21 protein-coding genes and 2 tRNA genes are annotated in these 26,198 nt (G+C 60.1%); 15 read left to right on the forward strand and 8 right to left on the reverse strand.

Annotation, left to right across the window (positions count from 1 at the left end; all coding sequences use genetic code 11):
• Positions 1–79 precede the first annotated feature (79 nt).
• On the forward strand, positions 80–2,017 hold the full coding sequence (locus tag C5F71_RS06145; protein ID WP_029295375.1) for an LTA synthase family protein: 1,938 nt from the start codon (positions 80–82) through the stop codon (positions 2,015–2,017).
• A 164-nt stretch (positions 2,018–2,181) separates the two neighbouring features.
• Here C5F71_RS06145 and groL read toward each other — a convergent pair whose 3' ends face one another.
• From groL to C5F71_RS06165, 4 genes are all read right to left on the reverse strand, one after another.
• Entirely contained in the window at positions 2,182–3,828 is a 1,647-nt protein-coding gene (gene groL / locus C5F71_RS06150) for a chaperonin GroEL (RefSeq protein ID WP_029295372.1), read from the reverse strand.
• A gap of 49 nt (positions 3,829–3,877) precedes the next feature.
• On the reverse strand, positions 3,878–4,174 hold the full coding sequence (gene groES / locus C5F71_RS06155; protein ID WP_003175874.1) for a co-chaperone GroES: 297 nt from the start codon (positions 4,172–4,174) through the stop codon (positions 3,878–3,880).
• 229 nt (positions 4,175–4,403) lie between these two features.
• Complete coding sequence (locus C5F71_RS06160; protein ID WP_104910809.1) at positions 4,404–4,880, reverse strand: FxsA family protein; 477 nt, start codon at positions 4,878–4,880, stop codon at positions 4,404–4,406.
• Positions 4,881–4,946: 66 nt separating this feature from the next.
• The gene (locus C5F71_RS06165) at positions 4,947–5,678 is read right to left on the reverse strand and encodes a HugZ family protein (protein ID WP_092237903.1); all 732 of its coding nucleotides are present in this window, start codon (positions 5,676–5,678) and stop codon (positions 4,947–4,949) included.
• A 75-nt stretch (positions 5,679–5,753) separates the two neighbouring features.
• Between C5F71_RS06165 and C5F71_RS06170 the strand changes: the two genes are divergently transcribed.
• Entirely contained in the window at positions 5,754–6,512 is a 759-nt protein-coding gene (locus C5F71_RS06170; protein ID WP_104910810.1) for an SDR family oxidoreductase, read from the forward strand.
• 96 nt (positions 6,513–6,608) lie between these two features.
• Here C5F71_RS06170 and C5F71_RS06175 read toward each other — a convergent pair whose 3' ends face one another.
• Positions 6,609–7,616: a DUF481 domain-containing protein gene (locus C5F71_RS06175; RefSeq protein WP_029295357.1), complete on the reverse strand. Its 1,008-nt coding sequence runs from the start codon at positions 7,614–7,616 to the stop codon at positions 6,609–6,611.
• 165 nt (positions 7,617–7,781) lie between these two features.
• On the opposite strand from C5F71_RS06175, the gene C5F71_RS06180 reads away from it, so the two are divergent.
• The 4 genes from C5F71_RS06180 (at position 7,782) to C5F71_RS06200 (ending at position 12,621) form a co-directional block, all read left to right on the forward strand.
• Positions 7,782–8,135: an MGMT family protein gene (locus C5F71_RS06180; protein ID WP_029295355.1), complete on the forward strand. Its 354-nt coding sequence runs from the start codon at positions 7,782–7,784 to the stop codon at positions 8,133–8,135.
• 43 nt (positions 8,136–8,178) lie between these two features.
• Positions 8,179–9,711 (forward strand): AmpG family muropeptide MFS transporter, encoded by a 1,533-nt coding sequence (locus C5F71_RS06185; protein ID WP_029295353.1) that lies wholly within the window; start codon positions 8,179–8,181, stop codon positions 9,709–9,711.
• Positions 9,712–9,931: 220 nt separating this feature from the next.
• Entirely contained in the window at positions 9,932–11,647 is a 1,716-nt protein-coding gene (locus tag C5F71_RS06195; RefSeq protein ID WP_104910812.1) for a proline--tRNA ligase, read from the forward strand.
• 20 nt (positions 11,648–11,667) lie between these two features.
• A complete protein-coding gene (locus C5F71_RS06200) occupies positions 11,668–12,621 on the forward strand; it encodes a hypothetical protein (protein ID WP_029295348.1) in 954 nt (317 codons plus the stop codon).
• Positions 12,622–12,649: 28 nt separating this feature from the next.
• On the opposite strand, the gene dinB is transcribed toward C5F71_RS06200, so the two are convergent.
• Positions 12,650–13,708 (reverse strand): DNA polymerase IV, encoded by a 1,059-nt coding sequence (gene dinB, locus C5F71_RS06205; RefSeq protein WP_104910813.1) that lies wholly within the window; start codon positions 13,706–13,708, stop codon positions 12,650–12,652.
• Positions 13,709–13,999: 291 nt separating this feature from the next.
• Between dinB and C5F71_RS06210 the strand changes: the two genes are divergently transcribed.
• The 4 genes from C5F71_RS06210 to C5F71_RS06225 all read left to right on the forward strand — a co-directional run bounded on the left by C5F71_RS06210 (position 14,000) and on the right by C5F71_RS06225 (position 18,625).
• Positions 14,000–14,076, forward strand: a tRNA-Met gene (locus tag C5F71_RS06210).
• 270 nt (positions 14,077–14,346) lie between these two features.
• Positions 14,347–14,423, forward strand: a tRNA-Met gene (locus C5F71_RS06215).
• A gap of 279 nt (positions 14,424–14,702) precedes the next feature.
• On the forward strand, positions 14,703–17,345 hold the full coding sequence (gene mprF / locus C5F71_RS06220) for a bifunctional lysylphosphatidylglycerol flippase/synthetase MprF (protein ID WP_104910814.1): 2,643 nt from the start codon (positions 14,703–14,705) through the stop codon (positions 17,343–17,345).
• Positions 17,345–18,625 (forward strand): virulence factor family protein, encoded by a 1,281-nt coding sequence (locus C5F71_RS06225; protein ID WP_029295343.1) that lies wholly within the window; start codon positions 17,345–17,347, stop codon positions 18,623–18,625. The genes mprF and C5F71_RS06225 overlap by 1 nt, the downstream gene beginning before the upstream one ends.
• Positions 18,626–18,698: 73 nt before the next feature.
• Here C5F71_RS06225 and C5F71_RS06230 read toward each other — a convergent pair whose 3' ends face one another.
• Complete coding sequence (locus tag C5F71_RS06230) at positions 18,699–20,600, reverse strand: potassium transporter Kup (RefSeq protein WP_092237909.1); 1,902 nt, start codon at positions 20,598–20,600, stop codon at positions 18,699–18,701.
• A gap of 303 nt (positions 20,601–20,903) precedes the next feature.
• Between C5F71_RS06230 and rimO the strand changes: the two genes are divergently transcribed.
• The 5 genes from rimO to tsaA all read left to right on the forward strand — a co-directional run bounded on the left by rimO (position 20,904) and on the right by tsaA (position 25,181).
• Complete coding sequence (gene rimO, locus C5F71_RS06235) at positions 20,904–22,244, forward strand: 30S ribosomal protein S12 methylthiotransferase RimO (protein ID WP_029295337.1); 1,341 nt, start codon at positions 20,904–20,906, stop codon at positions 22,242–22,244.
• Between the two features lie 103 nt (positions 22,245–22,347).
• Positions 22,348–22,818, forward strand: a complete 471-nt coding sequence (locus C5F71_RS06240) for a GNAT family N-acetyltransferase (protein WP_104910815.1) — start codon at positions 22,348–22,350, stop codon at positions 22,816–22,818.
• 425 nt (positions 22,819–23,243) lie between these two features.
• Positions 23,244–23,954 carry an rRNA pseudouridine synthase gene (locus tag C5F71_RS06245; RefSeq protein ID WP_029295333.1) on the forward strand — a complete coding sequence of 237 codons (711 nt, stop codon included), beginning with the start codon at positions 23,244–23,246 and terminating at the stop codon, positions 23,952–23,954.
• Positions 23,955–24,020: 66 nt separating this feature from the next.
• Positions 24,021–24,482: a DUF1456 family protein gene (locus C5F71_RS06250; protein WP_057439364.1), complete on the forward strand. Its 462-nt coding sequence runs from the start codon at positions 24,021–24,023 to the stop codon at positions 24,480–24,482.
• Positions 24,483–24,485: 3 nt separating this feature from the next.
• Positions 24,486–25,181 (forward strand): tRNA (N6-threonylcarbamoyladenosine(37)-N6)-methyltransferase TrmO, encoded by a 696-nt coding sequence (gene tsaA / locus C5F71_RS06255; protein ID WP_092237912.1) that lies wholly within the window; start codon positions 24,486–24,488, stop codon positions 25,179–25,181.
• Between the two features lie 177 nt (positions 25,182–25,358).
• On the opposite strand, the gene fpr is transcribed toward tsaA, so the two are convergent.
• A complete protein-coding gene (gene fpr, locus C5F71_RS06260; RefSeq protein WP_003172178.1) occupies positions 25,359–26,138 on the reverse strand; it encodes a ferredoxin-NADP reductase in 780 nt (259 codons plus the stop codon).
• Positions 26,139–26,198 lie beyond the last annotated feature (60 nt).

Here is a 26,198-nt window from a genome sequence, read left to right on the forward strand (position 1 = left end):
GAGTTTTTCACTATAGGTTCACAAGCCGACCACAGTGCCAGGGTGAATATCGCCGCCCATCGCTCTCAGGAATCTAGACATGGGCCTGCCCAAGACTGCGCCAATGCGTTATTTGCTACTGCTAACCAGCATCTGGTTGGGCATTTTTCTACTGACCCGCAGCGTACTGCTCATCACCCATCTGGATGAAGTCAGCGGCAACCTGCTGCCAGTATTCGGCGTGGGCCTGCTCTATGACCTGGGTTTTCTGGCCTACGCCGCATTACCCCTCGGCCTGTATCTGCTGCTGTGTCCGCCCGCTCTATGGCGGCGGCGCGGCCATCGCTGGTTCCTGCAAGGCGTACTGACCGTCAGCCTGTTCGCCATGTTGTTCACCTCGGTGGCCGAATGGCTGTTCTGGGATGAGTTCGGCGTGCGCTTCAACTTTATTGCCGTCGATTACCTAGTGTATTCCGATGAGGTGTTGAACAACCTGTTGGAGTCCTACCCGATCGGCACACTGTTGAGCCTGTTGGCGATACTGGCGATTGTCCTGAGCCTGGCCTTGCGCAAACCGTTCAACGCAGCACTCGACTCGCCCCTGCCGGCCATGCGCGGGCGCGTGCTCAATGCCTTGGGATTGCTGCTGGTTGCCGGCCTGAGCCTGCAGTTGGTCAGCCAGGACAGCCCGCGCACCCAGGGTGGCAACGCCTATAACAACGAACTGGCCAGCAATGGCCCTTACCAATTCTTCGCCGCGTTCCGCAACAATGAACTGGACTACAGCCAGTTCTACAAAAGCCTGCCGGCCGATATCGTAGCCCGCCAACTGCGGGCGGAACTCAGTGAACCCAATGCCCGTTTCATCGGCACTGACCCACTGGATATCCGCCGCGCCATCGACAACCCCGGCACCCTGCGCAAACCCAATATCGTCCTGGTGACCATCGAAAGTTTCAGCGCCAAATACATGGGCAGTAACGGCGATGGACGCAACCTGACCCCCAACCTTGATGAGTTGCGTAAACACAGCCTGTATTTCAACAATTTCTACGCCACCGGTACCCGCACCGACCGCGGCCTGGAAGCCATTACCCTGGCGATCCCGCCCACTCCGGGGCGCTCCATCGTCAAGCGGATTGGCCGGGAAAGCGGCTTTGCCAGCCTAGGCCAACAACTTAGTGCAATCGGTTATGACAGCGTGTTTGTGTATGGTGGCCGCGGCTACTTCGACAATATGAATGCGTTTTTCAGCGGCAACGGTTACCGAGTGGTCGACCAGAGCAGTGTCAACGAATCCGAAATCAGCTTTAAAAACGCCTGGGGCATGGCCGATGAGGACCTCTTCAAGCAAACCTTGAAGCTGGCGGATGCCGGTTATGCCAAGCAGCAACCGTTCCTGTTGCAGTTGATGACCACTTCAAACCATCGGCCCTATACCTACCCGGACGGCCGGATCGACATCCAGTCCGGCAAGGGTCGCGACGGTGCGGTGAAATACACCGACTACGCCATCGGACAGTTCCTGCAGGCAGCGCGCCAAAAACCGTGGTTCGACAATACGATCTTCGTGTTTGTCGCCGATCACACCGCCGGCAGCGCGGGCAAGGAAGACTTGCCCATCGCCAACTACCAGATTCCGTTGTTTATCTATGCGCCGAAATTGATCGAGGCCCGGGAAAGCGCGCAACTGGCCAGCCAGATCGACATCGCCCCGACCCTTCTGGGCCTGCTGAACCTGAGCTATGAATCGACGTTTTTCGGCCGCAACCTGTTGCAGGACAACCCGCTGCCACCTCGTGTGGTGGTCGGCAACTATCAGCACCTGGGCTTGTTTGACGGTACCAACCTGGCCATCCTCAGCCCCCGCCAAGGCCTGCGGCGCCACGAGCAGGCCCTGGGTGCAAGCCAGGAATCGCGGAGCAACAGCGATGATCCACTGATCCAGCGCGCGATCACTTACTACCAGGCGGCCAGTTATGACTTCAAGCAACACTTGCTCAGCTGGAAGTTACCCAAGAACGCCGCAGCCCTGTAGGAGCGAGCTTGCTCGCGAAGAACGTCAACGATAATGCGTTCACCATGAACAAACGCATCGCCCTCAGGTTCTTCGCGAGCAAGCTCGCTCCTACACAAGGCACATAAAAAAGCCCCGCCAGCATGACGCTGGCGGGGCTTTTTCAGTACAGGGGTAAGGCTGGCTTACATCATGCCGCCCATGCCACCCATGCCGCCCATGTCTGGCATACCGCCGCCAGCCGAGCTTTCTTTCTTCGGTGCATCAGCGATCGCAGCTTCGGTGGTCAGGATCAGACCGCCGATGGAGGATGCCGCTTGCAGCGCGGAACGAGTCACCTTGGTAGGGTCCAGGATGCCCATTTCGATCATGTCGCCGTAGATGCCAGTCGCAGCGTTGTAACCGTAGTTACCTTTGCCGTTCTTGACTTCGTTGACCACAACGCTTGGCTCGTCGCCGGAGTTGGCAGCGATCTGACGCAGCGGTGCTTCAACAGCACGACGCAGTACAGCAATACCGACGTTCTGGTCAGCATTGTCGCCGGTCAGACCGGTCAGTGCTTCCAGAGCACGGATCAGCGCAACGCCACCGCCAGGTACCACGCCTTCTTCAACGGCTGCACGGGTTGCGTGCAGGGCGTCTTCAACGCGGGCTTTCTTCTCTTTCATTTCAACTTCGGAACCAGCGCCAACCTTGATCACTGCAACACCGCCGGACAGCTTGGCCAGACGCTCTTGCAGTTTTTCACGGTCGTAGTCCGAGGAGGTTTCAGCAACCTGGGCACGGATCTGGGTGATGCGCGCCTGGATGTCCTGCTCAACGCCAGCACCGTCAACGATGATGGTGTTTTCCTTGGAGATGGTCACGCGCTTGGCGCTACCCAGGTTTTCCAGGGTGGCGCTTTCCAGGCTCAGGCCGATCTCTTCGGAGATAACGGTACCGCCGGTCAGAACGGCGATGTCCTGCAGCATGGCCTTGCGACGGTCGCCGAAGCCTGGAGCCTTGACGGCTGCGACTTTGACGATGCCACGCATGTTGTTCACAACCAGAGTCGCCAGGGCTTCGCCTTCAACGTCTTCGGAAACGATCAGCAGTGGACGGCCGGCTTTGGCAACGGCTTCCAGCACTGGCAGCATTTCACGGATGTTCGAGATCTTTTTGTCGACCAGCAGGATCAGCGGGCTGTCCAGCTCGGCAACCATGGTCTCAGGCTTGTTGACGAAGTACGGGGACAGGTAGCCACGGTCGAACTGCATGCCTTCTACAACCGACAGTTCGTTTTCCAGGCCAGTGCCTTCTTCAACGGTGATCACGCCTTCTTTACCGACTTTTTCCATGGCTTCGGCAATGATGTCGCCGATGGAGCTGTCGGAGTTGGCGGAGATGGTGCCTACCTGAGCGATAGCCTTGGTGTCGGCGCATGGCTTGGACAGGTTTTTCAGCTCAGCAACGATGGCGATGGTGGCCTTGTCGATGCCGCGCTTGAGGTCCATTGGGTTCATGCCGGCAGCGACGGCTTTGTAGCCTTCGTTGACGATTGCCTGAGCCAGAACGGTGGCGGTGGTAGTACCGTCGCCTGCGTCATCGTTGGCACGGGAGGCAACGTCTTTGACCAGCTGCGCGCCCATGTTTTCGAAACGGTCTTCCAGTTCGATTTCTTTTGCTACGGAAACGCCGTCCTTGGTGATGGTCGGAGCGCCGAAGCTCTTCTCGATGATCACGTTACGGCCTTTCGGGCCCAGGGTCGCTTTTACTGCGTCAGCCAGGATGTTGACACCGGTGAGCATTTTCTTACGGGCGGAATCGCCGAATTTAACTTCTTTAGCAGCCATGATCGATATTCCTTAAATACTTTGTAGTAACGGGAAAATGAGCGGGGAATCAGTCTTCCAGAACAGCGAGAATCTCGTTCTCAGCCATAACCAGCAGGTCTTCGCCGTCGACTTTCACAGTGTTGCTGCCGGAGTAAGGACCGAATACAACCTTGTCACCGACTTTAACGGCCAGCGCACGCACGTCACCATTTTCCAGAGTCTTGCCTGGGCCTGCAGCGACGATCACACCGTGGTTGGCTTTTTCAGCAGCCGAACCTGGCAGAACGATACCGCCAGCGGTTTTCTTTTCTTCTTCGCTGCGACGGATAACGACGCGGTCGTGCAGAGGACGAAGCTTGCTCATTGTCGATCTCTCCTAATTGTAAGTTTCATCGGCCGGTATCAGTACCGGCTGGTGGTATTCCGGCGGGGCCGGTCGCGGTTCGCCAGGCGAAACGCGGAAGTCTGTCTGGTGTCGCCACCAGAAACCTTGCGGTGACCGTTACATAAGGGCGTATATGCTTATTACAAGGGCCACAGGTGAAAATTTTTGTGTCAGCAGGGCACCCGAAGGCACCCTACCTGGCATGGCGTTACTTGGAGTCGCGGTGCTCGAACTCGCCTTCGATCACATCACCTTCACGCCCCAGCGGCTGGCGAGGTGCCGGGCCGCCGCGTGGCTGCAGGTCGTCGGCAAAGGCGCGCTGGCGCACCGCCGCTTCTTCGGCACGCTGGCGCAACTTGCCTGCCAGCAACCGACGAGTGGATGGCAGCAGCAGAATCAAGCCCAGCACATCGCTGACAAAACCCGGCACGATCAGCAGGCCACCGGCCAAGGCCATCATCAGGCCTTCAAGCATGGTCTGGGCCGGCAGTTCGCCGCGATTCAGGCTTTCACGGGCACGCAGTGCGGTGGCCAGTCCGGCGATGCGCAGCACGAACACGCCGAGCATCGAGCCGAGAATGATCAGCAGCAGCGCCGGGAAAAACCCGATAGCCCCGCTGACCTTGACGAATACGAACAGCTCCAGCACCGGAAACAGCAGAAAGAGCAATAAAAAAGGGCGCATCAAATGGTTCCTCAACGCAAGAATGCCTTGCTACTAGACCTTAGATGACGTCGCCCTTTCGTGAATTCAAGCTTGGGTGGTGGATTTTTTCGGCCATTGCTCGGCGTGAGCCAGGAAAACCAAGGCTTCGCGCACTTGTGTCGGCGTATTGCAAGTCGCCGCAAACGGCAACCAGTGCAAGCCCTGGCCGATGCGCAGGTGCATGCCTTCACTATCGATACCCGCCAGCTGCGCGGGCTCGGAGGTCGACAGGCCGGCCAACTCGACATAGTGGGCAATGGCTTTGGTGTGATCGCTGTTCATGTGCTCGATCATGCTCAACTCGGCCTTGCCGGCAAACGGGTTGGCCAGGGTCAGTTGGTCGACCCAATGGATCGCGCCGAAACCGCCGATGTAGCGATGACGCACCGGCTTGAGCACCCAGAAATCAAAGTCATGGGCTTTATGGTAGTTAGCCGAGTCGGGGAAATACCGGTAGTAACGCTCGGCGGCGGCGGCGATGGCCTCCTCGTCCTCGAGTTTTTCGGCTTCAGCCAGGTAAGTCAGGCGGCCCACGGCCTGCACATCATCTGCCTCACGCTCGCCTACCAGCAACGAGCATTTCGGATCTTTTTGCAGGTTGTGGGTGTGCTGGGCGATACGGCTGATCAGGATCAACGGCCGGCCCTCTGCGTCCAGGCAATAAGGCACTACCGAACCAAAGGGAAAACCGGGCATGGCCTTGGAGTGCGTGGCGAGCGCCCCACGGTATTCCTTGAGCAGTAGTTCTCGGGCATTCTTGGCAACGTGGACGCTCAACTTATGACTCCTTCGATAAGATCCGTCACAAAACGGACTTGGACAACCGCTTAAATCTGCTCACAGGACATGCGAATGCATCTCAACGACAAAGTAATCATTATCACCGGCGGTTGCCAGGGTTTGGGCCGCTCCATGGCCGAGTATTTTGCAAGCAAAGGTGCCCACCTGGCGCTGGTGGACCTCAATCAGGAAAAGCTCGATGCCGCAGTGGCTGCATGCCAGTCCCATGGCGTCACCGCACGCAGCTATCTATGCAACGTGGCGGATGAAGAACAGGTGACCCATACCGTGGCACGGATCGCCGATGACTTTGGCGCGATCCATGGTTTGATCAACAACGCCGGGATCCTGCGCGATGGCTTGCTGCTCAAGGTCAAGGACGGCGAGATGACCAAGATGAGCCTGGCCCAGTGGCAGGCGGTGATCGACGTCAATCTGACCGGCGTGTTCCTCTGCACCCGTGAAGTGGCGGCGAAGATGGTGGAGCTGAAAAACCAGGGCGCCATTATCAACATCTCGTCCATCTCCCGCGCGGGCAATGTGGGCCAGACCAACTATTCGGCGGCCAAGGCCGGCGTGGTCGCAGCGACGGTGACCTGGGCCAGGGAGCTGGCGCGTTATGGCATACGTGTGGCGGGGATTGCGCCGGGCTTTATCGAGACCGAAATGACCCTGGGCATGAAGCCCGAAGCATTGGAGAAGATGACGTCGGGGATCCCGCTCAAGCGCATGGGCCGGCCGCAAGAGATCGCCCACTCGGCGGCCTATATCTTCGAGAACGACTACTACACCGGGCGCATCCTGGAGTTGGATGGCGGGTTGCGCCTGTAACACCACTGAAAAACAAATCAGGGGGGGCGCTACGCGCCCCAACGCGGGCGATGCGGCGTTCCGACAAGCCGGCTCGCCACAAAAGCACTGGCAGGCTTACCAGGTCACGCCAAACCCTGCGGTGTAGCGGGTCTTGCTCAAGTCGCTGTCCGAACCGCCGCTGATGATGTCGCGCTCGGCCTTGAGGTTGAGCGAGGCCCATTCGGTGACTTTGTAGCGCAGGCCCATTTCGGCATCGAGCGCGTAGTCGGCGGGGCCGGCCAAGGGCTTGCCCACTTCACCGTTGGTGAAGAACTCCACGGTCTTGCCGATCAGATAGCGGTTGTAGTCCCACTTCATCGCCAGGGAATAGAAGTTGTCCTTGCCGCCATCCTGGTACTCGTAGTCAGTGCGGTTGAGCAATGACCCCAGGGAGAACGCCCCCAGCTCATCATCCCAGAACTGATAACCCGGACCGGTACCGACGGTGCGCTGGCGACGCAGGTCTTCGACCTTGTCGTGCTTGTAGGTCAGGCGCCCCTGCCAGAACCACTGGTCGGTGATAAAGCGGTCCAGCGCGTACTCGGCGCTCCAGTTATCGGTGGTGACCACATCGTTCTGGAATTCGCGGTTGTATTCGCCTTCTGCTATATGGCGCCACTTGCCGTGACGGGCAGTGGTCTTGAAGTCGATGTCATAGTCGTCGGTGTCTTTTTCCGCACGCTTGTAGTCCAGCGCCACGTCGACATTGCCCTTCCACACCAGGTCCTCGATCACAGGCTTGGGCTTGATGATCTGCTGGATACTGGCCAACTCCACCGTCTTCGGTGTTTCGCCGTTGGCCAGGACCACCTTGCCGTCCTCGGCCGGATGCAGGGACTTGGCCTTCTCGCCGATATAGGCATCCTGCTTGACCAGCAACTCCTGGTCGCTTTCCAGGGTTTTCACCTGTTTCCAGTCCACCGGGATCGCGCCCGCGTATTCGGTCTGGATCAGCAGCTTGCCGCCGTCGAAAACCTTGATCTTGCCGGTCAGGCGATCACCGTTTTTCAACCAGACCGTATCGGCCAGCACAGGGGTAGAAGCAGTAAAGACAGCGAGGCACAGCAGGGTTCTGGACAACATAAGCGGTTACGGGGCTCAAGTTTGGCGAAAAAGGAGGCATTATCGGCGTAGCTGAAGTCTTAGCAAGGACTGACTCAAGGTTTTGTATTGAGTTCAATTCTCAACGGCATCTTTACAGACGTTTCTTACATATCCACGACTATTTTCAACTGAGCCGCCAGAACAGTGAACGAGCCCGCCGACACCCCGCAAAACCCGGCCGAAATGCGCCGAACCGCGCTGTACCTGACCTTGGCCCAAGTGCCCGAAGGCTGCGTGGTCAGCTACGGCGAACTGGCGCACCTGGCCGGTCTGGGGCGGGCCGCACGCTTCGTGGGCCGTACGTTGAGCCAACTTCCCGAGGGTTCGAAGTTGCCCTGGCACCGGGTGGTCGCCGCCGGCGGTCGGATAAGTCTGCCGGTGGGCAGCGTCTCGGGCGATGAACAACGTGCGCGTTTACGCAGTGAAGGTGTCAGTATCCTGAACAATCGCGTTGATATTCAGCGTCATGGCTGGCGCCCGGTAGAGCACAGCGGTTAGAGTGCGCGCTTTGTTTCCGTAAATCTGAGGCAGACTCCAGCCCATGCCCCGTAAAACCTGGCGCGCCGCGCTCGCTGCCTATGCCAGCCCCTCGACATTAGTGCTGTTACTGCTCGGCTTTGCCGCCGGCCTGCCTTACATGTTGGTGTTCTCGACGCTCTCGGTCTGGTTGCGCGAAGCCGGTGTGGCACGCGAGACCATCGGCTATGCGAGCCTGATCGGCCTGGCGTATGCGTTCAAGTGGGTCTGGTCACCGCTGCTGGACCAATGGCGCCTGCCGCTGTTGGGTAAGCTGGGACGTCGTCGTTCCTGGCTGGTGCTGTCCCAATCCCTGGTGATTCTCGGCTTGATCGGCATGGGCTTCTGCGACCCGCAGAAACACCTGTCCTGGCTGATCGCCATTGCCGTTATCGTCGCATTTGCCTCCGCAACCCAAGACATCGCGGTGGACGCCTATCGCCTGGAAATCGCCGACGACAGCCGCCAGGCCGCCCTGGCCGCCAGCTATATGTCCGGCTATCGCATCGCCGCTCTGCTGGCCACGGCGGGCGCGCTGTTCTTCGCCGAAGGCTTTGGCTCCACGGGGTTCAACTACAAGCATTCGGCGTGGACCGGCACCTACGTGCTGTTCGGCGTGCTGATGATCCCGGCCCTGCTCACCAGCTTTTTCATGCGTGAACCCGATGTGCCCCTGCGCACCCAGTTGCAGGCCGGGCGCTATACGTTTGCCCACCAACTGATGTCGGTATTTGTACTGATCATCTTGTTGGTGTCGGTACCGGCGATGTTCACCCAGTTGTACAACACCGACTTCGCCAGCGTGCTGTTCGAAGGCGTGAGCCTGCTCGACCTGTTGCTGGAAGACCGCGCCTTCCTGCGCGCCATCCTCTATATCACCCTCACCGCCCTGTGCCTCTCGGCCATGGGCCGCCGGGGTCTGGCGCCTGTGCTGACGCCGGTCAACGACTTTATCCTGCGCTACCGCTGGCAGGCCCTGCTGCTGTTGGGGCTGATCGCCACCTACCGGATGTCGGACACGGTGATGGGCGTGATGGCCAACGTGTTCTATATCGACCAGGGGTTCACCAAGGACCAGATCGCCAGCGTCAGCAAGATCTTCGGCCTGATCATGACCCTGGTCGGCGCCGGCATGGGCGGCCTGTTGATCGTGCGGTTCGGCATCCTGCCGATCCTGTTTATCGGCGGCATCACCTCGGCCGGCACCAACCTGCTGTTCCTGATGCTCGCCGACATGGGCGCCGACCTGCAGATGCTGATCTTCACCATCTCCCTGGACAACTTCAGCTCAGGCCTGGCGACCTCGGCATTCGTCGCCTATCTGTCGAGCCTGACCAACCTGAAGTTCTCCGCCACCCAGTACGCCCTGCTCAGCTCGATCATGTTGCTGTTGCCACGGCTGATCGGCGGCTACTCGGGGGTCATGGTGGAAAAGTTCGGCTATCACAACTTCTTCCTGATCACCGCACTGCTCGGCGTGCCAACGCTGCTGCTGATTGCCTTGCACTGGTACCAGGAAAGCCGGCGGATCCGCTTGAATCCCCCCGAAGAAGGCTGACACCTGCAGGGCCGGGCTTGTGTGGAAGCGGGCTTGCCCGCGATAGCATCACTGCGGTTTGAAGTGCGCCCCGAGGCGCCTGCATCGCGGGCAAGCCCGCTCCCACATTGAAGCCGGCGCCCCACAGAAATCCCGTCACCACCTGATGCCTGTACTCTGGCGGCGACCGCCCGTACAATCCCAGGTCACTTCAAGTCCAAGCAACCGACAACGGCCTACCATGCGCACCAGTCAATATTTGCTCGCCACACAGAAAGAAACGCCTTCCGACGCGGTCGTGATCAGCCACCAGCTGATGCTGCGCGCCGGCATGATCCGCAAACTGGCCTCCGGCCTGTACACCTGGCTGCCCATGGGCTTGAAGGTGATGCGCAAGGTCGAAGCGATCGTTCGCGAAGAAATGAACGCCGCCGGCTCTCTGGAAGTATTGATGCCGAGCACTCAGCCGGCTGAACTGTGGCAGGAATCCGGGCGCTGGGAAGAGTACGGTCCGGAATTGCTGCGCTTCAAGGATCGTCATGGCCGCGACTTCTGCGCAGGCCCGACCCATGAAGAAGTGATCACCGACCTGATGCGCAACGAGTTGAGCAGCTACAAACAGCTGCCCCTCAACCTGTATCAGATCCAGACCAAGTTCCGTGACGAAATCCGCCCACGCTTCGGCTTGATGCGTGGCCGCGAATTCATCATGAAGGACGCCTATTCGTTCCACGCCGACCAGCCTTCGCTGCAAGTCACCTATGACCGCATGCACCAGGCCTATTGCAACGTGTTCACCCGCCTGGGCCTGAAGTTCCGCCCAGTGGAGGCAGATAACGGTTCGATCGGCGGCGCGGGCTCCCACGAGTTCCACGTACTGGCAGAATCTGGCGAAGACGACATCGTCTTCAGCGACGGCTCCGACTACGCAGCCAACATCGAGAAAGCCGAAGCCGTGCCACGGGAAACTTCCCGTCCGGCGCCGGCTGAAGAGCTGCGCCTGGTTGATACCCCAGACACCAAGACCATCGCGGCCCTGGTCGAGAAATTCAATCTGCCGATTGAAAAGACCATCAAGACCCTGATCGTGCATGCCGAAGAAGAAGGCAAGCTGATCGCCCTGGTTATCCGTGGCGACCACGAGCTCAACGAAATCAAGGCTGCCCAGCAACCTGGCGTGGCCAGCCCGCTGGTCATGGCCTCGGACGCCGAACTGCGTGACGCCATTGGCGCCGGCGCTGGTTCCCTGGGCCCGCTGAACCTGCCACTGCCGATCATCATCGACCGTTCGGTCGAGCTGATGAGCGACTTCGGCATCGGTGCCAATATCGACGACAAGCACTACTTTGGCGTCAACTGGGAACGTGACCTGCCGGTGCCTACCGTGGCCGACCTGCGCAACGTGGTTGCCGGTGATCCAAGCCCGGATGGCAAGGGCACCCTGGAAATCAAGCGCGGTATCGAAGTGGGGCACATCTTCCAGCTGGGCAACAAGTACAGCAAGGCGATGAAGTGCGAAGTACTGGGCGAAAACGGCAAGCCGGTAACCCTGGAAATGGGTTGCTACGGCATTGGTGTTTCCCGCGTGGTGGCGGCTGCCATCGAGCAGAACCACGACGACAAAGGCATCATCTGGAGCGACACTTTGGCGCCGTTCCAGATCGCCCTGGTACCCCTGCGCTACGAAACCGAGCAAGTTCGCGAAGCCACCGACAAGCTGTATGCCGAACTGACGGCCGCTGGCTTCGAAGTACTGCTGGACGATCGCGACAAGAAGACCAGCCCGGGCATCAAGTTTGCCGACATGGAACTGATTGGCATCCCTCACCGGATCGTGGTCAGTGACCGCGGCCTGGCCGATGGCAATCTGGAATACAAGAGCCGGACCGAAGCCCAAGCCAAACCGTTGCCGGTGGCTGACGTGCTGCCCTTCCTTCAGGCGCGTATTCGTCGCTGAAAACCAGATCAAGAGAAGTCATGTTCAAGCGAAACACCAAAGCCCTGGGGGGCGCCGCCTTGTGCGGCGCCCTGCTGGTCAGCGGCTGTGCCAATCAGATGTCGCAGCGTAGCGAGCACGAGGAACGGATCGAGCGCAAATTGCTCGACCACAGCCTGCAGATTGATGTGGGCGAACCCAAAGTACTCGAGTTGCCGCAACGCCGCGTGCGCATTCATGAGCAGCGGACTTTCGAAGTCACTGAATTTGAAGTCACGCGTCACTATGATCGCTACACGCCCTACCAGCCCTGGCGCGAACTCTACGAGATCCCGCTGGGTGCCGTGGCAGTGGTGGCGGGCGCCGGGGCCAATGTGGCGAACATCTTTGCCCTGGGCAACCTGCCAGACAGCATGACCCATGACTGGATCAGCTACGGCGTGGCCGGGCTCAACCCGTTCATGAACGTGCAGTCCCATGGCCGGGCGCAACAGAACCTGGCAGGTATCGATGAAGTCCAGCGTGACCGACGCCTGGAATACACCAGCCTGCCGTGGAGCGAGCGACCGGTGCAGGTAAAGGCCGGCAAGCAGACCCACGAGATGACCACCGACCGCAACGGCGTCCTGCGCCTGAACCTGTTGGACAGCCCGTTTGCCGAGCAGGACCTGAGCAAGGTCCGCACCTTGCGGATCAGCATTGAAGATGCTCAGGACGATGTGCATTCGGACTCATCCCTGGCCATCAGCACCACCCTGCGTGGCAAGCTGCTGGAAGCACACGCCTTGATCTACGACGACCTGGAGGATGACGAAGTCAACCAATGGGTCCATCGGGTCAAGCGCTTGTCGGAACTGGGCCTGGAAGAAGAAGCCAGCGAACTGGAACAGAGCTTGATTGAACTGACACGCAATGATCCTGAATTGCAGCAGGAATTTCTCAAGGCCCTGACCAAGGACGGCGGCCGACTGGTGGCCGACCCCGGCACCCGCTGACCCTCTGTAGGAGCCGGCTTGCCGGCTCCTACAGGGACAGCTCTAGCTGTTCATTTCCCACGCTCAAATCGAGCAGCCGCACACCAATCCCCAGCAAACGCACCGGTTTTGCGCCGCGATTGAACGCCTGGGTCAGCAACTGCCGATAGCTCTCCAGATCCCGCCCCGCACCCGCCTGCTCCAGGGTGGTCTGGGTAAAGTCATGGAACTTCACTTTGACAAAGGGTTTGCCCGGCCGATAACTGCTGTCGATACGCTGCATGCGCCCGGCCAGGGTTTCCATCAGTTCCGGTAGCTTTTCCAGGCAACTGGGCAGGTCCGGCAGGTCGACATCGTAGGTGTTCTCCACGCTGATCGATTGTCGGCGACTGTCGTTATGCACCGCGCGATCATCAATCCCACGCGCCAAACTCCATAACCGCTCACCAAAGCTGCCGAATTCGCGCACCAGCGCCAGCTTGTTCCACTCGCGCAATTGCAGGCAATCCTCGATCCCCAGGCGTGCCAGCTTGTCGGCGGTGACCTTGCCGACGCCATGCAACTTGCTCACCGGCAGCTGCGATACGAAGTCTTCCACCTGGCCCGGGGTGATCACAAACAGCCCATTGGGCTTTTTCCAGTCGCTGGCGATCTTGGCCAGAAACTTGTTGGGGGCCACTCCCGCAGAAACCGTGATGTGCAACTGATTGGAAACGCGCCGACGGATATCCTGGGCAATGCGCGTGGCGCTGCCGCCAAAGTGCGCGCAATCGGAAACATCCAGGTAAGCCTCGTCCAGGGACAACGGCTCGATCATGTCGGTGTAGTCACGGAAAATCGTGTGGATTTCCTTGGACGCTTCTTTATAGGCATCCATGCGCGGCTTGACGATGGTCAGGTCAGGACACAGCTTCAACGCATGGCGCGACGACATCGCCGAACGCACCCCGTAGGCCCGGGCCTCGTAGTTGCAGGTAGCGATCACCCCGCGCCGATCAGCCGAGCCCCCTACCGCCAGCGGCTTTTGCGCCAGGCTCGGGTTATCCCGCATTTCGATGGCAGCGTAGAAACAATCACAGTCGACATGGATGATTTTGCGCTGCGTCATATAAAGGGAGGCGTGATCGGGACATAAAGTAGACGGATCGCCAGTATCGCATTCACACCTGTATATAGCACCAGTACTTTGAATCATCTGACAAAGCAGTCGGAAAAAACCTTGATGAATTCATTTTCTCAATCGAAAGGCGCCCCTCAATAGAGCTGGAAGCCACGGCCAGACTGGCCCCAAACCCTTCCAGCAGCCCTCTTGGAGAGCTAAGCGATTGAAGCACAAGCGCTTTTCTTTAAATCAGCGGTTGACACACCGCCATTCCTCTGTAGAATGCCGACACACAGACGCGGGATGGAGCAGTCTGGTAGCTCGTCGGGCTCATAACCCGAAGGTCGTCGGTTCAAATCCGGCTCCCGCAACCAAACATCAAAAAAGGCTACTCGAAAGAGTGGCCTTTTTTGTGCGCGTCTATTTCCTCCCCCCTGTAGGAGCGAGCTTGCTCGCGAAGGTCGTCAACGATAACGCGCACATCCAGCATCAACCCGCCGCCCTCGAGCTTTTCGCGAGTAAGCTCGCGCCTACAGTGAAAACTCGTTTTCAATCGAGCACTTAGGCTGATTGGCAGTTATTTTGCCCTTTATGTCATTAACGGTTGACACCTCGTCGCTGCGCTGTAGAATGCCGCCCACAGACGCGGGATGGAGCAGTCTGGTAGCTCGTCGGGCTCATAACCCGAAGGTCGTCGGTTCAAATCCGGCTCCCGCAACCAAACATCAAAAAAGGCTACTCGAAAGAGTGGCCTTTTTTGTATCCGTAGAAAAAGTTCTTTTGAAACAATGGCATGGCATCTTTCATGAAACCGCGCGCGGGTTTCGGAGTCCTTCCATTTGCAGGCTATGCTCAAGTCTTGAGCACATCCTTGCGCGACTAATGGACGCTGTCGCCGGCCCCGGTGATCCGCGTTACTATTTGTAATTATTTTGTCCATAGGGATTGGTAACTTGGCTGGATACCCCCATCCTGTCGCGCACAATCCAAGAGGTGATTGATGCGCGCCAATTCGTCTGAACCACAAGACAACATCACAGCTACACAACCGATCGCGCCCACCCGCCTGCGCTGGCTGGATCTGTTGAGCAAGTATCGGCAACCCATTGGGTTGGCGGTCACGTTGCTGCTATTTGCAATCGCTTTGATCGCCTGCCGCCACTTGTTGCTAGAGCTGGATCTGTACGCCCTCCACGATTCGATCCTGGAAGTACCGAAGCCGTCCCTGTTGGGCGCCTTCGCCGCTGCGATCGCGGGGTTCATCATTCTATTGGGCTACGAATTTTCCGGGGCGCGCTATGCCGGAGTAAAACTTCCCGCCAGGACCCTGGCCTACGGCGGCTTTACTGCTTTCGCCATCGGCAATGCGATTGGCCTGTCGATGCTGTCTGGCGGCTCAGTGCGCTACCGTTTATATGCACGGCATGGCATTGGGGCTTCGGAAGTGGCCCATATGACCGTATTTGCCAGCCTGGCCCTGGGCTGCGCCCTGCCACCGCTCGCCGCACTGGCGACCTTGAGCAACCTGCCCGCCGCGTCCAGTGCCTTGCATTTGCCTGCAGCACTGCTCGGCGCAATCGCAGGCGCGGTACTGCTGCTCTCTGCCGTGCTGTGTATCGGGATCTATCGCCGTCGTCTGCCAGAACAACCCTACCCCGACAACCTGCTGGTCAAGGCCGGCCGCCGCACCTTGCGCCTGCCTGGGCGCCGCCTGACCTTCCTGCAATTGATCATCACTGCCCTGGATGTCGCTGCCGCCGCGACCGTTCTCTATCTGTTGCTGCCAGAAGCCCCGCCGTTCGGCCCATTCCTGCTGGTGTACCTGCTGGCGCTGGCGGCGGGTGTCCTCAGCCATGTACCGGGCGGCGTCGGCGTGTTCGAAGCGATTTTGCTGGCCGCGTTTGCCGACAAGCTCGGCGCCGCGCCGCTGGCCGCCGCCCTGCTGTTGTATCGCATGATCTACGTTGTGCTGCCGTTACTGATCGCGTGCATCTTCCTGCTGATCAACGAGGCCCAACGGCTGTTCCAGACCCAGCAGAGCCTGCGGGTCGCCTCAGGCCTCGCAGCCCCGGTACTGGCCGTGCTGGTTTTTTTGTCCGGGGTGGTGCTGCTGTTCTCCGGCGCCACCCCGGAAATCGACTCACGCCTGGAAAACATCGGCTTCCTGATTCCCCACCGCCTGATTGACGCCTCGCACTTTGGTGCCAGCCTGATCGGCGTGCTGTGCCTGCTGCTGGCCCAAGGCCTGCGTCGACGCCTGTCGGCAGCCTGGATGCTGACCATGGTGCTGTTGCTGGTGGGCGCCCTGCTCTCGCTGCTCAAAGGCTTCGACTGGGAAGAAGCCAGCCTGATGACCACCACCGCAGTGCTGCTGGCGATCTTCCGGCGCTCGTTCTACCGTGCCAGTCGCCTGACCGAGCTGCCCTTTTCGCCGCTGTACCTGGTGGCCAGCGTCTGCGTGCTGGGCGCTTCGATCTGGCTGCTGCTGTTTGCTTACCAGGATGTGCCTTATAGCCATCAACTGTGGTGGCAGTTCACCCTCGACGCCAACGCCCCGCGCGGCCTGCGCTCGCTGCTGGGCGCCGCCATCTTGCTGGTGATTGTGTCCCTGACCTGGCTGTTGCGCACCGCCCGCCCTGTGATCCACCTGCCAACCGCCGATGAGCTGGAGCGCGCCACCAAGATCCTGATGGCGTCGTCGCAACCCGACGGCGGCCTGGCACTGACCGGCGACAAGGCCCTGCTATTTCACCCCAACGACGAAGCGTTCCTGATGTACGCCCGGCGCGGCCGCAGCCTGGTGGCGCTGTACGACCCGATCGGCCCGACCCAGCCCCGGGCCGAGATGATCTGGCAGTTCCGCGACCTCTGCGACATTCACCACGCCCGCCCGGTGTTCTACCAGGTGCGCGCGGAGAACCTGCCCTTCTATATGGACATTGGCCTGACTGCGATCAAGCTGGGCGAAGAGGCCCGGGTCGATCTCAAGCGCTTTGACCTGGAAGCCAAGGGCAAGGAGATGAAGGATTTGCGCTACACCTGGAACCGCGGGACCCGGGACGGCCTGTCCCTGGAAATCTTCGAGGCGGGCCAGGCGCCGATGGACGCACTGAAAGTCATCTCCGATGCCTGGTTGACCGGTAAGAACGTGCGCGAAAAAGGCTTCTCTCTGGGCCGTTTCAGCGACGAATACCTCAAGCACTTTCGCATTGCGGTGATTCGCTTCGAAGGCAAGCCGGTGGCGTTCGCCAACCTGCTGGAGACCTACAGCCATGATCTGGCCAGCCTCGACCTGATGCGCGCGCATCCCGAAGCGCCAAAGCTGACCATGGAGTTCATGATGATCGGCTTGATCCTGCACTATAAGAGCCACAACTATGCACGCTTCAGCCTCGGCATGGTGCCGTTGTCAGGCCTGCAGCCGCGCCGTGGCGCACCGCTGACCCAGCGCCTGGGCTCGATGGTGTTCCGCCGTGGCGAGCAACTGTATAACTTCCAAGGTTTGCTCCGCTTCAAAGACAAGTTCCAGCCTGACTGGGAACCTCGTTACATGGCCGTGCCCGCAGGACTTGATCCGCTGGTGGCACTGGCCGATACCGCCGCCCTGATCGCGGGCGGCTTGACTGGATTGGTGAAACGCTGATGATTCGACGCTCCTGGCGGTATGTATTGGCAAGCCTGGTGGTGCTGGCCCTGATCCTCGGTGGCGGCTACTGGTACTGGAATCGCCCCGCCCCTCAACCGACCCTGGAACAACTGCCCCAGGCCGACGGCTCGACCATGACCCGTGTGACCCCTGGCACCAGCGCCAAGGCCCGTGTAGCGGTAGCCGTGATGGCCGACGCCAGCCTGACCGACAGCCAGCTGATTGCCCTGAGCCAGGGCGGCAGCGCGCAGATCGTGCAAGTGATCCTGCCCAAGGACGACTGCAAGCTGCAAGAACAAGCCCTGCAAGCGGCCCTCGGCCAGCTCAAGGGCCCGGCCACCCTGGTCAGCGGCATCGGCCCTGGCGCCGCGCTGGCCTGGCGCTGGCTGGCAACGCAGAACGACGACAAGGCCAACGCCATCTCCGTAGGCTTCGCCCTGGTCCAGGAAGGTTGCAAGGACCCGCTGCCCAAGACTGCCGCCCACGGCAACTGGCTGGTGGCCTGGAACGATAACCCTGACGACGAAAGCGCCAGCTTCGTACGCGACACGCCGCGTGCCACCACCAGCATCAGCGACTACGACATCAACTACCCGCAGGTATTGAACAACGAGCTGCGCAAGCAACTGGTGGGTTCGGACAATGGCGGCCTGGCGATCCCGGTGGTTGAAGTGCCGGCTGGCCAGGCCAAGGACACCGTGACCCTGTTCCTTTCCGGCGACGGCGGCTGGCGCGACCTGGACCGCGACGTGGCCGGCGAGATGGCGAAGATCGGTTATCCGGTGGTCGGCATCGACACCCTGCGCTACTACTGGCAGCACAAAAGCCCGGAGCAGAGCGCCAAGGACCTGACCGAGCTGATGCAACACTACCGGCAAAAATGGGGCACCAAGCGTTTTGTGCTGACCGGCTATTCGTTCGGCGCCGATGTGCTGCCAGCCATCTACAACCGCCTGCCGGAAGCCGAGCAGCAACGGGTAGACGCTATTATCCTGCTGGCTTTCGCCCGCACCGGTAGCTTTGAGATCGAAGTGGAAGGCTGGCTGGGCAATGCCGGCAAAGAGGCAGCCACCGGCCCGGAAATGGCCAAGCTGCCAGCGGCCAAGGTGGTGTGCATCTACGGCGAAGAAGAAGTCGACGAGAGTGGCTGCACCGACAAGACCGCCGTGGGTGAAGCCATGAAGCTACCGGGCGGCCATCACTTCGACGAGAACTACCCGGCACTGGCCAAACGCCTGGTGGATATCATCGAGAAGCGCCAGGCCAAGGCCGAGTAATCCTGTAGGAGCCAGTTTCCTCAGGCACTAAAAAGCCCCCGCTGCCGCACGGCAACGGGGGCTTTTTGTTGGGTTACATTTCTACCTGGGTGCCCAGCTCAATCACCCGGTTCACCGGCAGCTTGAAGAAGCGCAGGTTGCCGTTGGCGTTCTTCAGCATGAAGGCGAACAACCCTTCCCGCCAGCGCGCCATGCCCTCAAGCTTGGAGGCGATGACCGTCTCGCGGCTGAGGAAGTACGTGGTGCGCATGGGGCTGAAGTCCAGGTCATCCAAGTGGCACAGCTTCAGGGCTTCGGGCACGTCCGGCTCATCGGTAAAGCCGAAGTGCAGGATCACCCGGAAGAAGCCGTCACCGTAGGAGTCCACCTCGAAGCGGCGCTGGGCCGGGACGCGCGGGATATCTTCATAGACCACCGTCAACAGCACCACTTGCTCGTGCAGCACCTGGTTGTGCAGCAGGTTGTGCAACAAGGCGTGGGGCACCGCGTCCGGGCGGGCGGTGAGGAACACCGCCGTGCCCTGTACGCGATGGGGCGGTTGCACGCGGATGCTGCTGATAAAGATCGGCAGCGGCAGCCCGCCCTCGTCCAGGCGCTCCACCAGCAATTGCTTACCGCGCTTCCAGGTGGTCATCAACACAAACAGCACGATCCCCGCCAGCACCGGGAACGCGCCGCCCTGGACGACTTTCGGCACGTTGGCCGCGAAGAACAGGCCATCCACCAGCAAAAAGCCCAGCAAAACAGGCACTGCCAATACCGGCGGCCACTTCCACAGCAGCAGCATCACGGCGGATACCAGGATGGTGGTCATCAGCATGGTCCCGGTCACGGCCACCCCGTAAGCCGAGGCCAGGGCGCCCGAGGACTCGAAGCCCAGCACCAGCAGGATTACACCGACCATCAGCGACCAGTTCACCGCGCCAATATAGATCTGGCCCTGTTCGGCGCTGGAGGTGTGCTGGATATGCATGCGCGGGATGTAACCCAACTGGATCGCCTGGCGCGTCAACGAGAACGCACCGGAAATCACCGCCTGGGAAGCAATCACCGTCGCCAGGGTGGACAACCCCACCAGCGGCAGCAATGCCCAGCTTGGCGCCAGCAGGTAGAACGGGTTGCGCGCGGCTTCGGGGTCGCCCAGCAACATCGCGCCCTGGCCAAAATAGTTGAGCACCAGCGCCGGCAGCACCAGGATGAACCAGGCGCGGGCAATGGGTTTGCGGCCGAAGTGACCCATGTCGGCATACAGCGCCTCGGCACCGGTCAAGGCCAGCACCACCGCGCCAAGGATCGCCACACCGATACCCGGATGCACCATGAAGAAACGCACGCCCCACATCGGGTTCATCGCGTTGAGCACTTCGGGGTGCTGGACAATGCCATAGATGCCCAGGCCGCCCAGCACCAGGAACCAGGTGACCATCACCGGCCCGAACAGCTTGCCGATGCGGTCTGTCCCATGTTTCTGGATCAGGAACAACCCCACCAGCACCACCAGCGCCACGGGCACGACCCAGTGCTCCAGGCCATCGAACGCCAGTTCCAGGCCCTCGATGGCCGACAATACCGAAATCGCCGGGGTGATCATGCTGTCGCCATAGAACAGCGCCGCGCCGCACAGGCCGCACACCACCAGGAAACTGCGCAACCGCGGGTGATTGCCGGCCGCCCGTCGGGCCAGTGCGGTAAGGGCCATGATGCCGCCCTCACCCTGGTTGTCGGCGCGCAGTACGAACAACATGTACTTGATCGACACCACCCAGATCAGCGACCAGAAGATCAGGGCCAGGATCCCCAGCACCCCATCATGATTGACCTGAACCCCATAGTTGCCAGAAAACACCTCTTTAAGGGTGTAGAGCGGGCTGGTACCGATATCGCCGTAGACCACCCCGACAGCTGCCACCAACATGCCAATTGGCTTTGCGCTGGAATGCCCGGCATCCGCCGCCTGACTATTTGCCTGACCCATCAACCACTCCTGCCCTTTTGACCTGAGGTCTTTTATAAACAGCACAGCTGTACAGCTAAGCCTAAGCTGTCCACAGCATGCGCTGTTTTACTTCTAGTAACAGATGATTTGTTGACCATCGGCTTTACACAAGTGCAACGGCGCGAAGCATAGCGCAGCACTCGTCGTATTTCCCTGCATAAAGCTGGTCAAGCGCGTTTCCCGCCGCTAGAATTGCGCACTTTTTGATCAGAGGCACATCAAGTGCCCGTCCGCTGCCCTGTCGTGCCCGACTGGCGGCGTCATTCAATACCGAGGTTAGACATGTCCACCACCATCGCAAAAGCCAACCCCAAGGTTGGCTTTGTTTCCCTGGGTTGCCCGAAGGCGCTCGTCGACTCCGAGCGCATCCTCACCCAACTGCGCATGGAAGGCTACGACGTCGTGTCCACCTACCAGGACGCCGATGTGGTGGTAGTCAACACCTGTGGCTTCATTGACTCGGCCAAGGCAGAGTCTCTGGAAGTGATCGGCGAAGCCATCAAGGAAAACGGCAAGGTGATCGTCACCGGCTGCATGGGTGTGGAAGAAGGCAACATCCGCAACGTGCACCCAAGCGTGCTGGCCGTGACCGGCCCGCAGCAGTACGAGCAGGTGGTCAACGCCGTGCATGAGGTGGTGCCGCCGCGCCAGGATCACAACCCGTTGATCGACCTGGTGCCGCCGCAAGGCATCAAGCTGACGCCACGTCATTACGCTTACCTGAAGATTTCCGAAGGCTGCAACCACAGCTGCAGCTTCTGCATCATCCCGTCGATGCGCGGCAAGCTGGTCAGCCGCCCGGTGGGTGATGTGCTGGACGAAGCCCAGCGCCTGGTCAAGTCTGGCGTCAAAGAGCTGCTGGTGATCTCCCAGGACACCAGCGCCTACGGCGTCGACGTGAAGTACCGCACCGGCTTCTGGAATGGCGCGCCGGTGAAAACCCGCATGACCGAACTCTGCGAAGCCTTGAGCAGCCTGGGTGTGTGGGTACGCCTGCACTACGTGTACCCGTACCCACACGTCGACGAGCTGATCCCGCTGATGGCCGCCGGCAAGATCCTGCCGTATCTGGACATCCCGTTCCAACACGCCAGCCCGAAAGTGCTCAAGGCCATGAAACGCCCGGCGTTTGAAGACAAGACCCTGGCGCGGATCAAGAACTGGCGCCAGATCTGCCCTGAGCTGATCATCCGTTCGACCTTTATCGTCGGCTTCCCCGGCGAAACCGAAGAAGACTTCCAGTACCTGCTGGATTGGCTGACCGAAGCCCAGCTCGATCGCGTCGGCTGCTTCCAGTACTCGCCAGTGGAAGGTGCGCCAGCCAACCTGCTGGACCTGGCCGTGGTGCCGGATGACGTCAAGCAGGACCGTTGGGAGCGTTTCATGGCCCATCAGCAGGCCATCAGCTCGGCACGCCTGCAACTGCGTATCGGCAAGGAAATCGAAGTACTGATCGACGAAGTGGACGAGCAAGGCGCGGTAGGCCGTTGCTTCTTCGACGCTCCGGAAATCGACGGTAACGTATTCATCGACGATGCCAGCGGTCTCAAGCCAGGCGACAAGGTGTGGTGCACAGTCACCGACGCCGACGAGTACGACCTCTGGGCGCAAAAACGCGACTAAGCTGTAAAAAATTGAAAAAGCCCTGCTTCTGGACAAGATGCGGGGCTTTTTTAGGTCTATCGTTTGCCCCATCACCGCCAACAAGCAGCAAGGAGCAGCGGGCATGGGCCAGCACTCGGTTATTCACACGCCTAAACCCAGCGACTATCCGGAGCTGACCCGGATCTGGGAGGCATCGGTGCGGGCCATCCATGACTTCCTGCCGCAAAGCTACATCGAGCGCCTGCGACACCTGGTGCTGACGCGTTACCTCGATGCGGTGATGCTGATCTGTACCAAGGACGCGCGCCAACGGATCACCGGGTTTGCCGGCGTCGCCGCAGGCAAGGTCGAGATGCTGTTCATCGACCCGCAGTACCGGGGCCAGGGCCTGGGGCGGCAATTGCTGCACTATGCCGTTGCGTCGATGAATGCCGATGAACTGGACGTCAACGAACAGAACCCACAGGCCCTGGGCTTCTATATCAAACAAGGTTTTGAAGTAATCGGGCGCACCGAGCATGACGGCATGGGCCAGCCCTATCCCTTGCTGCACATGCGTTTGCGCCAGGCCCAGCAAACACGCAGCGGCTGACACAACCCAAATCAAATGTAGGAGCTGGCTTGCCTGCGATGCGCATAGGTATCTACACAACTTTGCCGCAACGCCTAGATCCAGGCAGATAGCGCAGTTGTGGCGAGCGGGCTTGCCCGCGCTGGGCTGCGAAGCAGCCCCAATAAGCCGAATGCGTTGTACCAGATACACCGCAGCGGCTGGTTTTGGGGCTGCTTCGCAGCCCAGCGCGGGCAAGCCCGCTCGCCACAGGGGAGTTCGTCAGTTTCTGAAAGTTGTGTAGATACTTACGCTGCGATACGGTCAACTCGGTGCATCAGGTAGGCCGAGGTGATGCCATCGTAGACAAGCCAGCTCCCACAAAAAGCGCGAGCACTGAAATGGGGCCGGGATTAACCGGCGCCAGGCAGGTACAATAGCGGCCCCCTTTTGTTACGGCCCTTGTCATGACTGACCCCATACGCCTCTCCAAACGCCTTATCGAACTGGTCGGTTGCTCCCGTCGGGAGGCCGAGCTGTTCATCGAAGGCGGCTGGGTCTCGGTGGATGGCGAAGTGATCGACGAGCCGCAGTTCAAGGTCACGACACAAAAAGTCGAACTTGATCCCGAGGCCAAGGCCACGGCTCCGGAGCCGGTGACTATCCTGTTTCATGCCCCGGCCGGCGTGGACGTCGACAGCGCGATGCAATCTCTGAGCGCCGAGACGCTGTCGGAAGAACACCGCTTCAGCAAGCGCCCGCTCAAAGGCCACTTCCTGCGCCTGACCGCCAGCGCCGATCTGCAAGCCAAGGCCAGCGGCCTGCTGGTGTTTACCCAGGACTGGAAGATCCTGCGCAAGCTGACGGCCGACGCCGCCAAGATCGAGCAGGAGTATGTGGTCGAGGTCGCAGGCGACGTGGCAGAGCACGGCCTGAACCGCCTCGCCCACGGCCTGATGTACAAAGGCAAGGAATTGCCGGCGGTCAAAGCCAGCTGGCAGAACGAAAACCGCCTGCGCTTTGCCCTGAAAAATCCGCAGCCCGGCATCATCGCCCTGTTCTGTGAGGCCATTGGCCTGAAGGTTGTGGCCATTCGCCGCATCCGCATTGGCGGCGTGTCCATCGGCAAGGTGCCGGTCGGCCAGTGGCGCTACATGTCCGGCAAAGAAAAGTTCTAAGCCACCCTATCTATCGACATCGCCCGCCCGGGCGGTGTCTACAGTCGAATACCAGGATTGCCCACCATGATTCACAATGACGTACTGCGCAGCGTGCGCTACATGCTCGACATCAGCGACAACAAGATGGTCGAGATCATCAAGATCGGCGGCATGGAAGTGTCCAAGGACGACCTGCTGACCTACCTCAAGAAAGACGAGGAAGAAGGCTTCGTATTCTGCCCCGACGAAGTCATGGCGCATTTTCTCGATGGCTTGGTGATCTTCAAGCGCGGCAAGGACGAAAGCCGTCCACCACAGCCGATCGAAACCCCGGTGACCAACAACATCATCCTCAAGAAGCTGCGCGTGGCCTTCGAACTCAAGGAAGACGACATGCACGCCATCCTCAAGGCCGCCGAGTTCCCGGTGTCCAAGCCAGAGCTGAGCGCGCTGTTCCGCAAGTTCGGCCACACCAACTATCGTCCGTGTGGCGACCAGTTGCTGCGTAACTTCCTCAAGGGCCTGACCCTGCGGGTTCGCGCGTAAGCCATGAGTTACAACGTCTCGCCCGTGGGCTTCGTGCGCTCCTGCTTCAAGGAGAAGTTCGCCATCCCGCGCCAGCCACAGCTGGCGCCCGCCGCACGGGGCGTGTTGGAATTGGTGGCGCCGTTCGACCAGGGTGAGGCGGTGCAAGGCCTGGAGCAGGTCAGCCATGTGTGGCTGCTGTTCCTGTTTCATCAGGCCCTGGAAGACAAGCCGCGCTTGAAAGTGCGCCCACCGCGCCTGGGCGGCAACACATCCATGGGTGTATTTGCCACCCGCGCAACCCATCGCCCCAATGGGATCGGCCAGTCGGTGGTGAAACTGGACAAGGTGGAGCCGGGCCGGCTGTGGGTTTCCGGGATCGATCTGCTCGATGGCACGCCGGTATTGGATATCAAGCCGTATGTGCCGTATGCCGACATCATCGACACGGCTACCAACAGCATTGCCAGTGCCGCACCGGCGCTGATCCCCGTGCAATGGCTGAAGACCGCCCTGCAACAGGCTCACACCCACGCTCAGCGCCTTGGCGAGCCGTTGGTGGAACTGATTGAACAATGCCTGGCGCAGGATCCACGCCCGGCCTATCAGACGCCCGGGCCAGAGCGCGAATACGGCGTGCGGTTCTGGGATGTGGATGTGCGTTGGCACTATCCCGAGGCGGGGATGATTTGTGTGCTTGAAGTGGTTGCCGCGCAGTAAATCGCAGCAATGAAAAAGCCCGCACTGCCTTCACAGGCAATGCGGGCTTTTCTTTGCAAACGCCTTCACTTGTAGGAGCGAGCTTGCTCGCGAAGAACCCAAGGGCAGCGCGTCAACTCGACCGCGTTAACGTTGACGACTTTCGCGAGCAAGCTCGCTCCTACAGATGTGCCGGGGTCACTTCTCGACGAAGGCGCGTTCGATCAGGTAGTCACCCGGCTCACGCATCCGTGGCGAAACCTTCAGGCCGAAGCTGTTCAGCACTTCGCTGGTCTCATCCAACATGCTTGGGCTGCCGCACAGCATGGCGCGGTCGTCTTCAGGGTTGATCGGCGGCAGGCCGATATCGCTGAACAGTTTGCCGCTGCGCATCAGGTCGGTCAGGCGGCCTTCGTTTTCGAAGGGTTCGCGGGTCACGGTTGGGTAGTAGATCAACTTTTCACGCAGCGCCTCGCCGAAGAATTCGTTCTGCGGCAGGTGTTCGGTGATGAATTCGCGATAGGCGACTTCGTTGACGTAACGCACACCGTGGCACAGGATCACTTTTTCAAAGCGCTCGTAGGTTTCCGGGTCCTGGATCACGCTCATGAAGGGGGCGAGGCCAGTACCGGTGCTGAGCAGGTACAGGTGCTTGCCCGGCTTCAAATCGTCCAGCACCAGGGTGCCAGTCGGTTTTTTGCTGATGATGATCTCATCGCCTTCCTTCAAATGCTGCAATTGGGAAGTCAGCGGGCCATCCGGAACCTTGATGCTGAAGAACTCCAGATGCTCTTCCCAGTTCGGGCTGGCGATGGAGTAAGCGCGCATGAGCGGGCGGCCGTTAGGCTGTTGCAGGCCGATCATCACGAACTGACCGTTCTCGAAGCGCAAGCCCGGGTCGCGGGTGCACTTGAAGCTGAACAGAGTGTCGTTCCAGTGATGAACACTGAGGACACGCTCGTGGTTCATGTTGCTCATGTACGGGGAACTCCTGGAAATGGGTCTGCGCCAAAATGATAGGTGCGCAATTGCACAGTA

It is taken from the genome of Pseudomonas sp. LG1D9 (assembly GCF_002949995.1).
Lineage (GTDB): Bacteria > Pseudomonadota > Gammaproteobacteria > Pseudomonadales > Pseudomonadaceae > Aquipseudomonas > Aquipseudomonas proteolytica.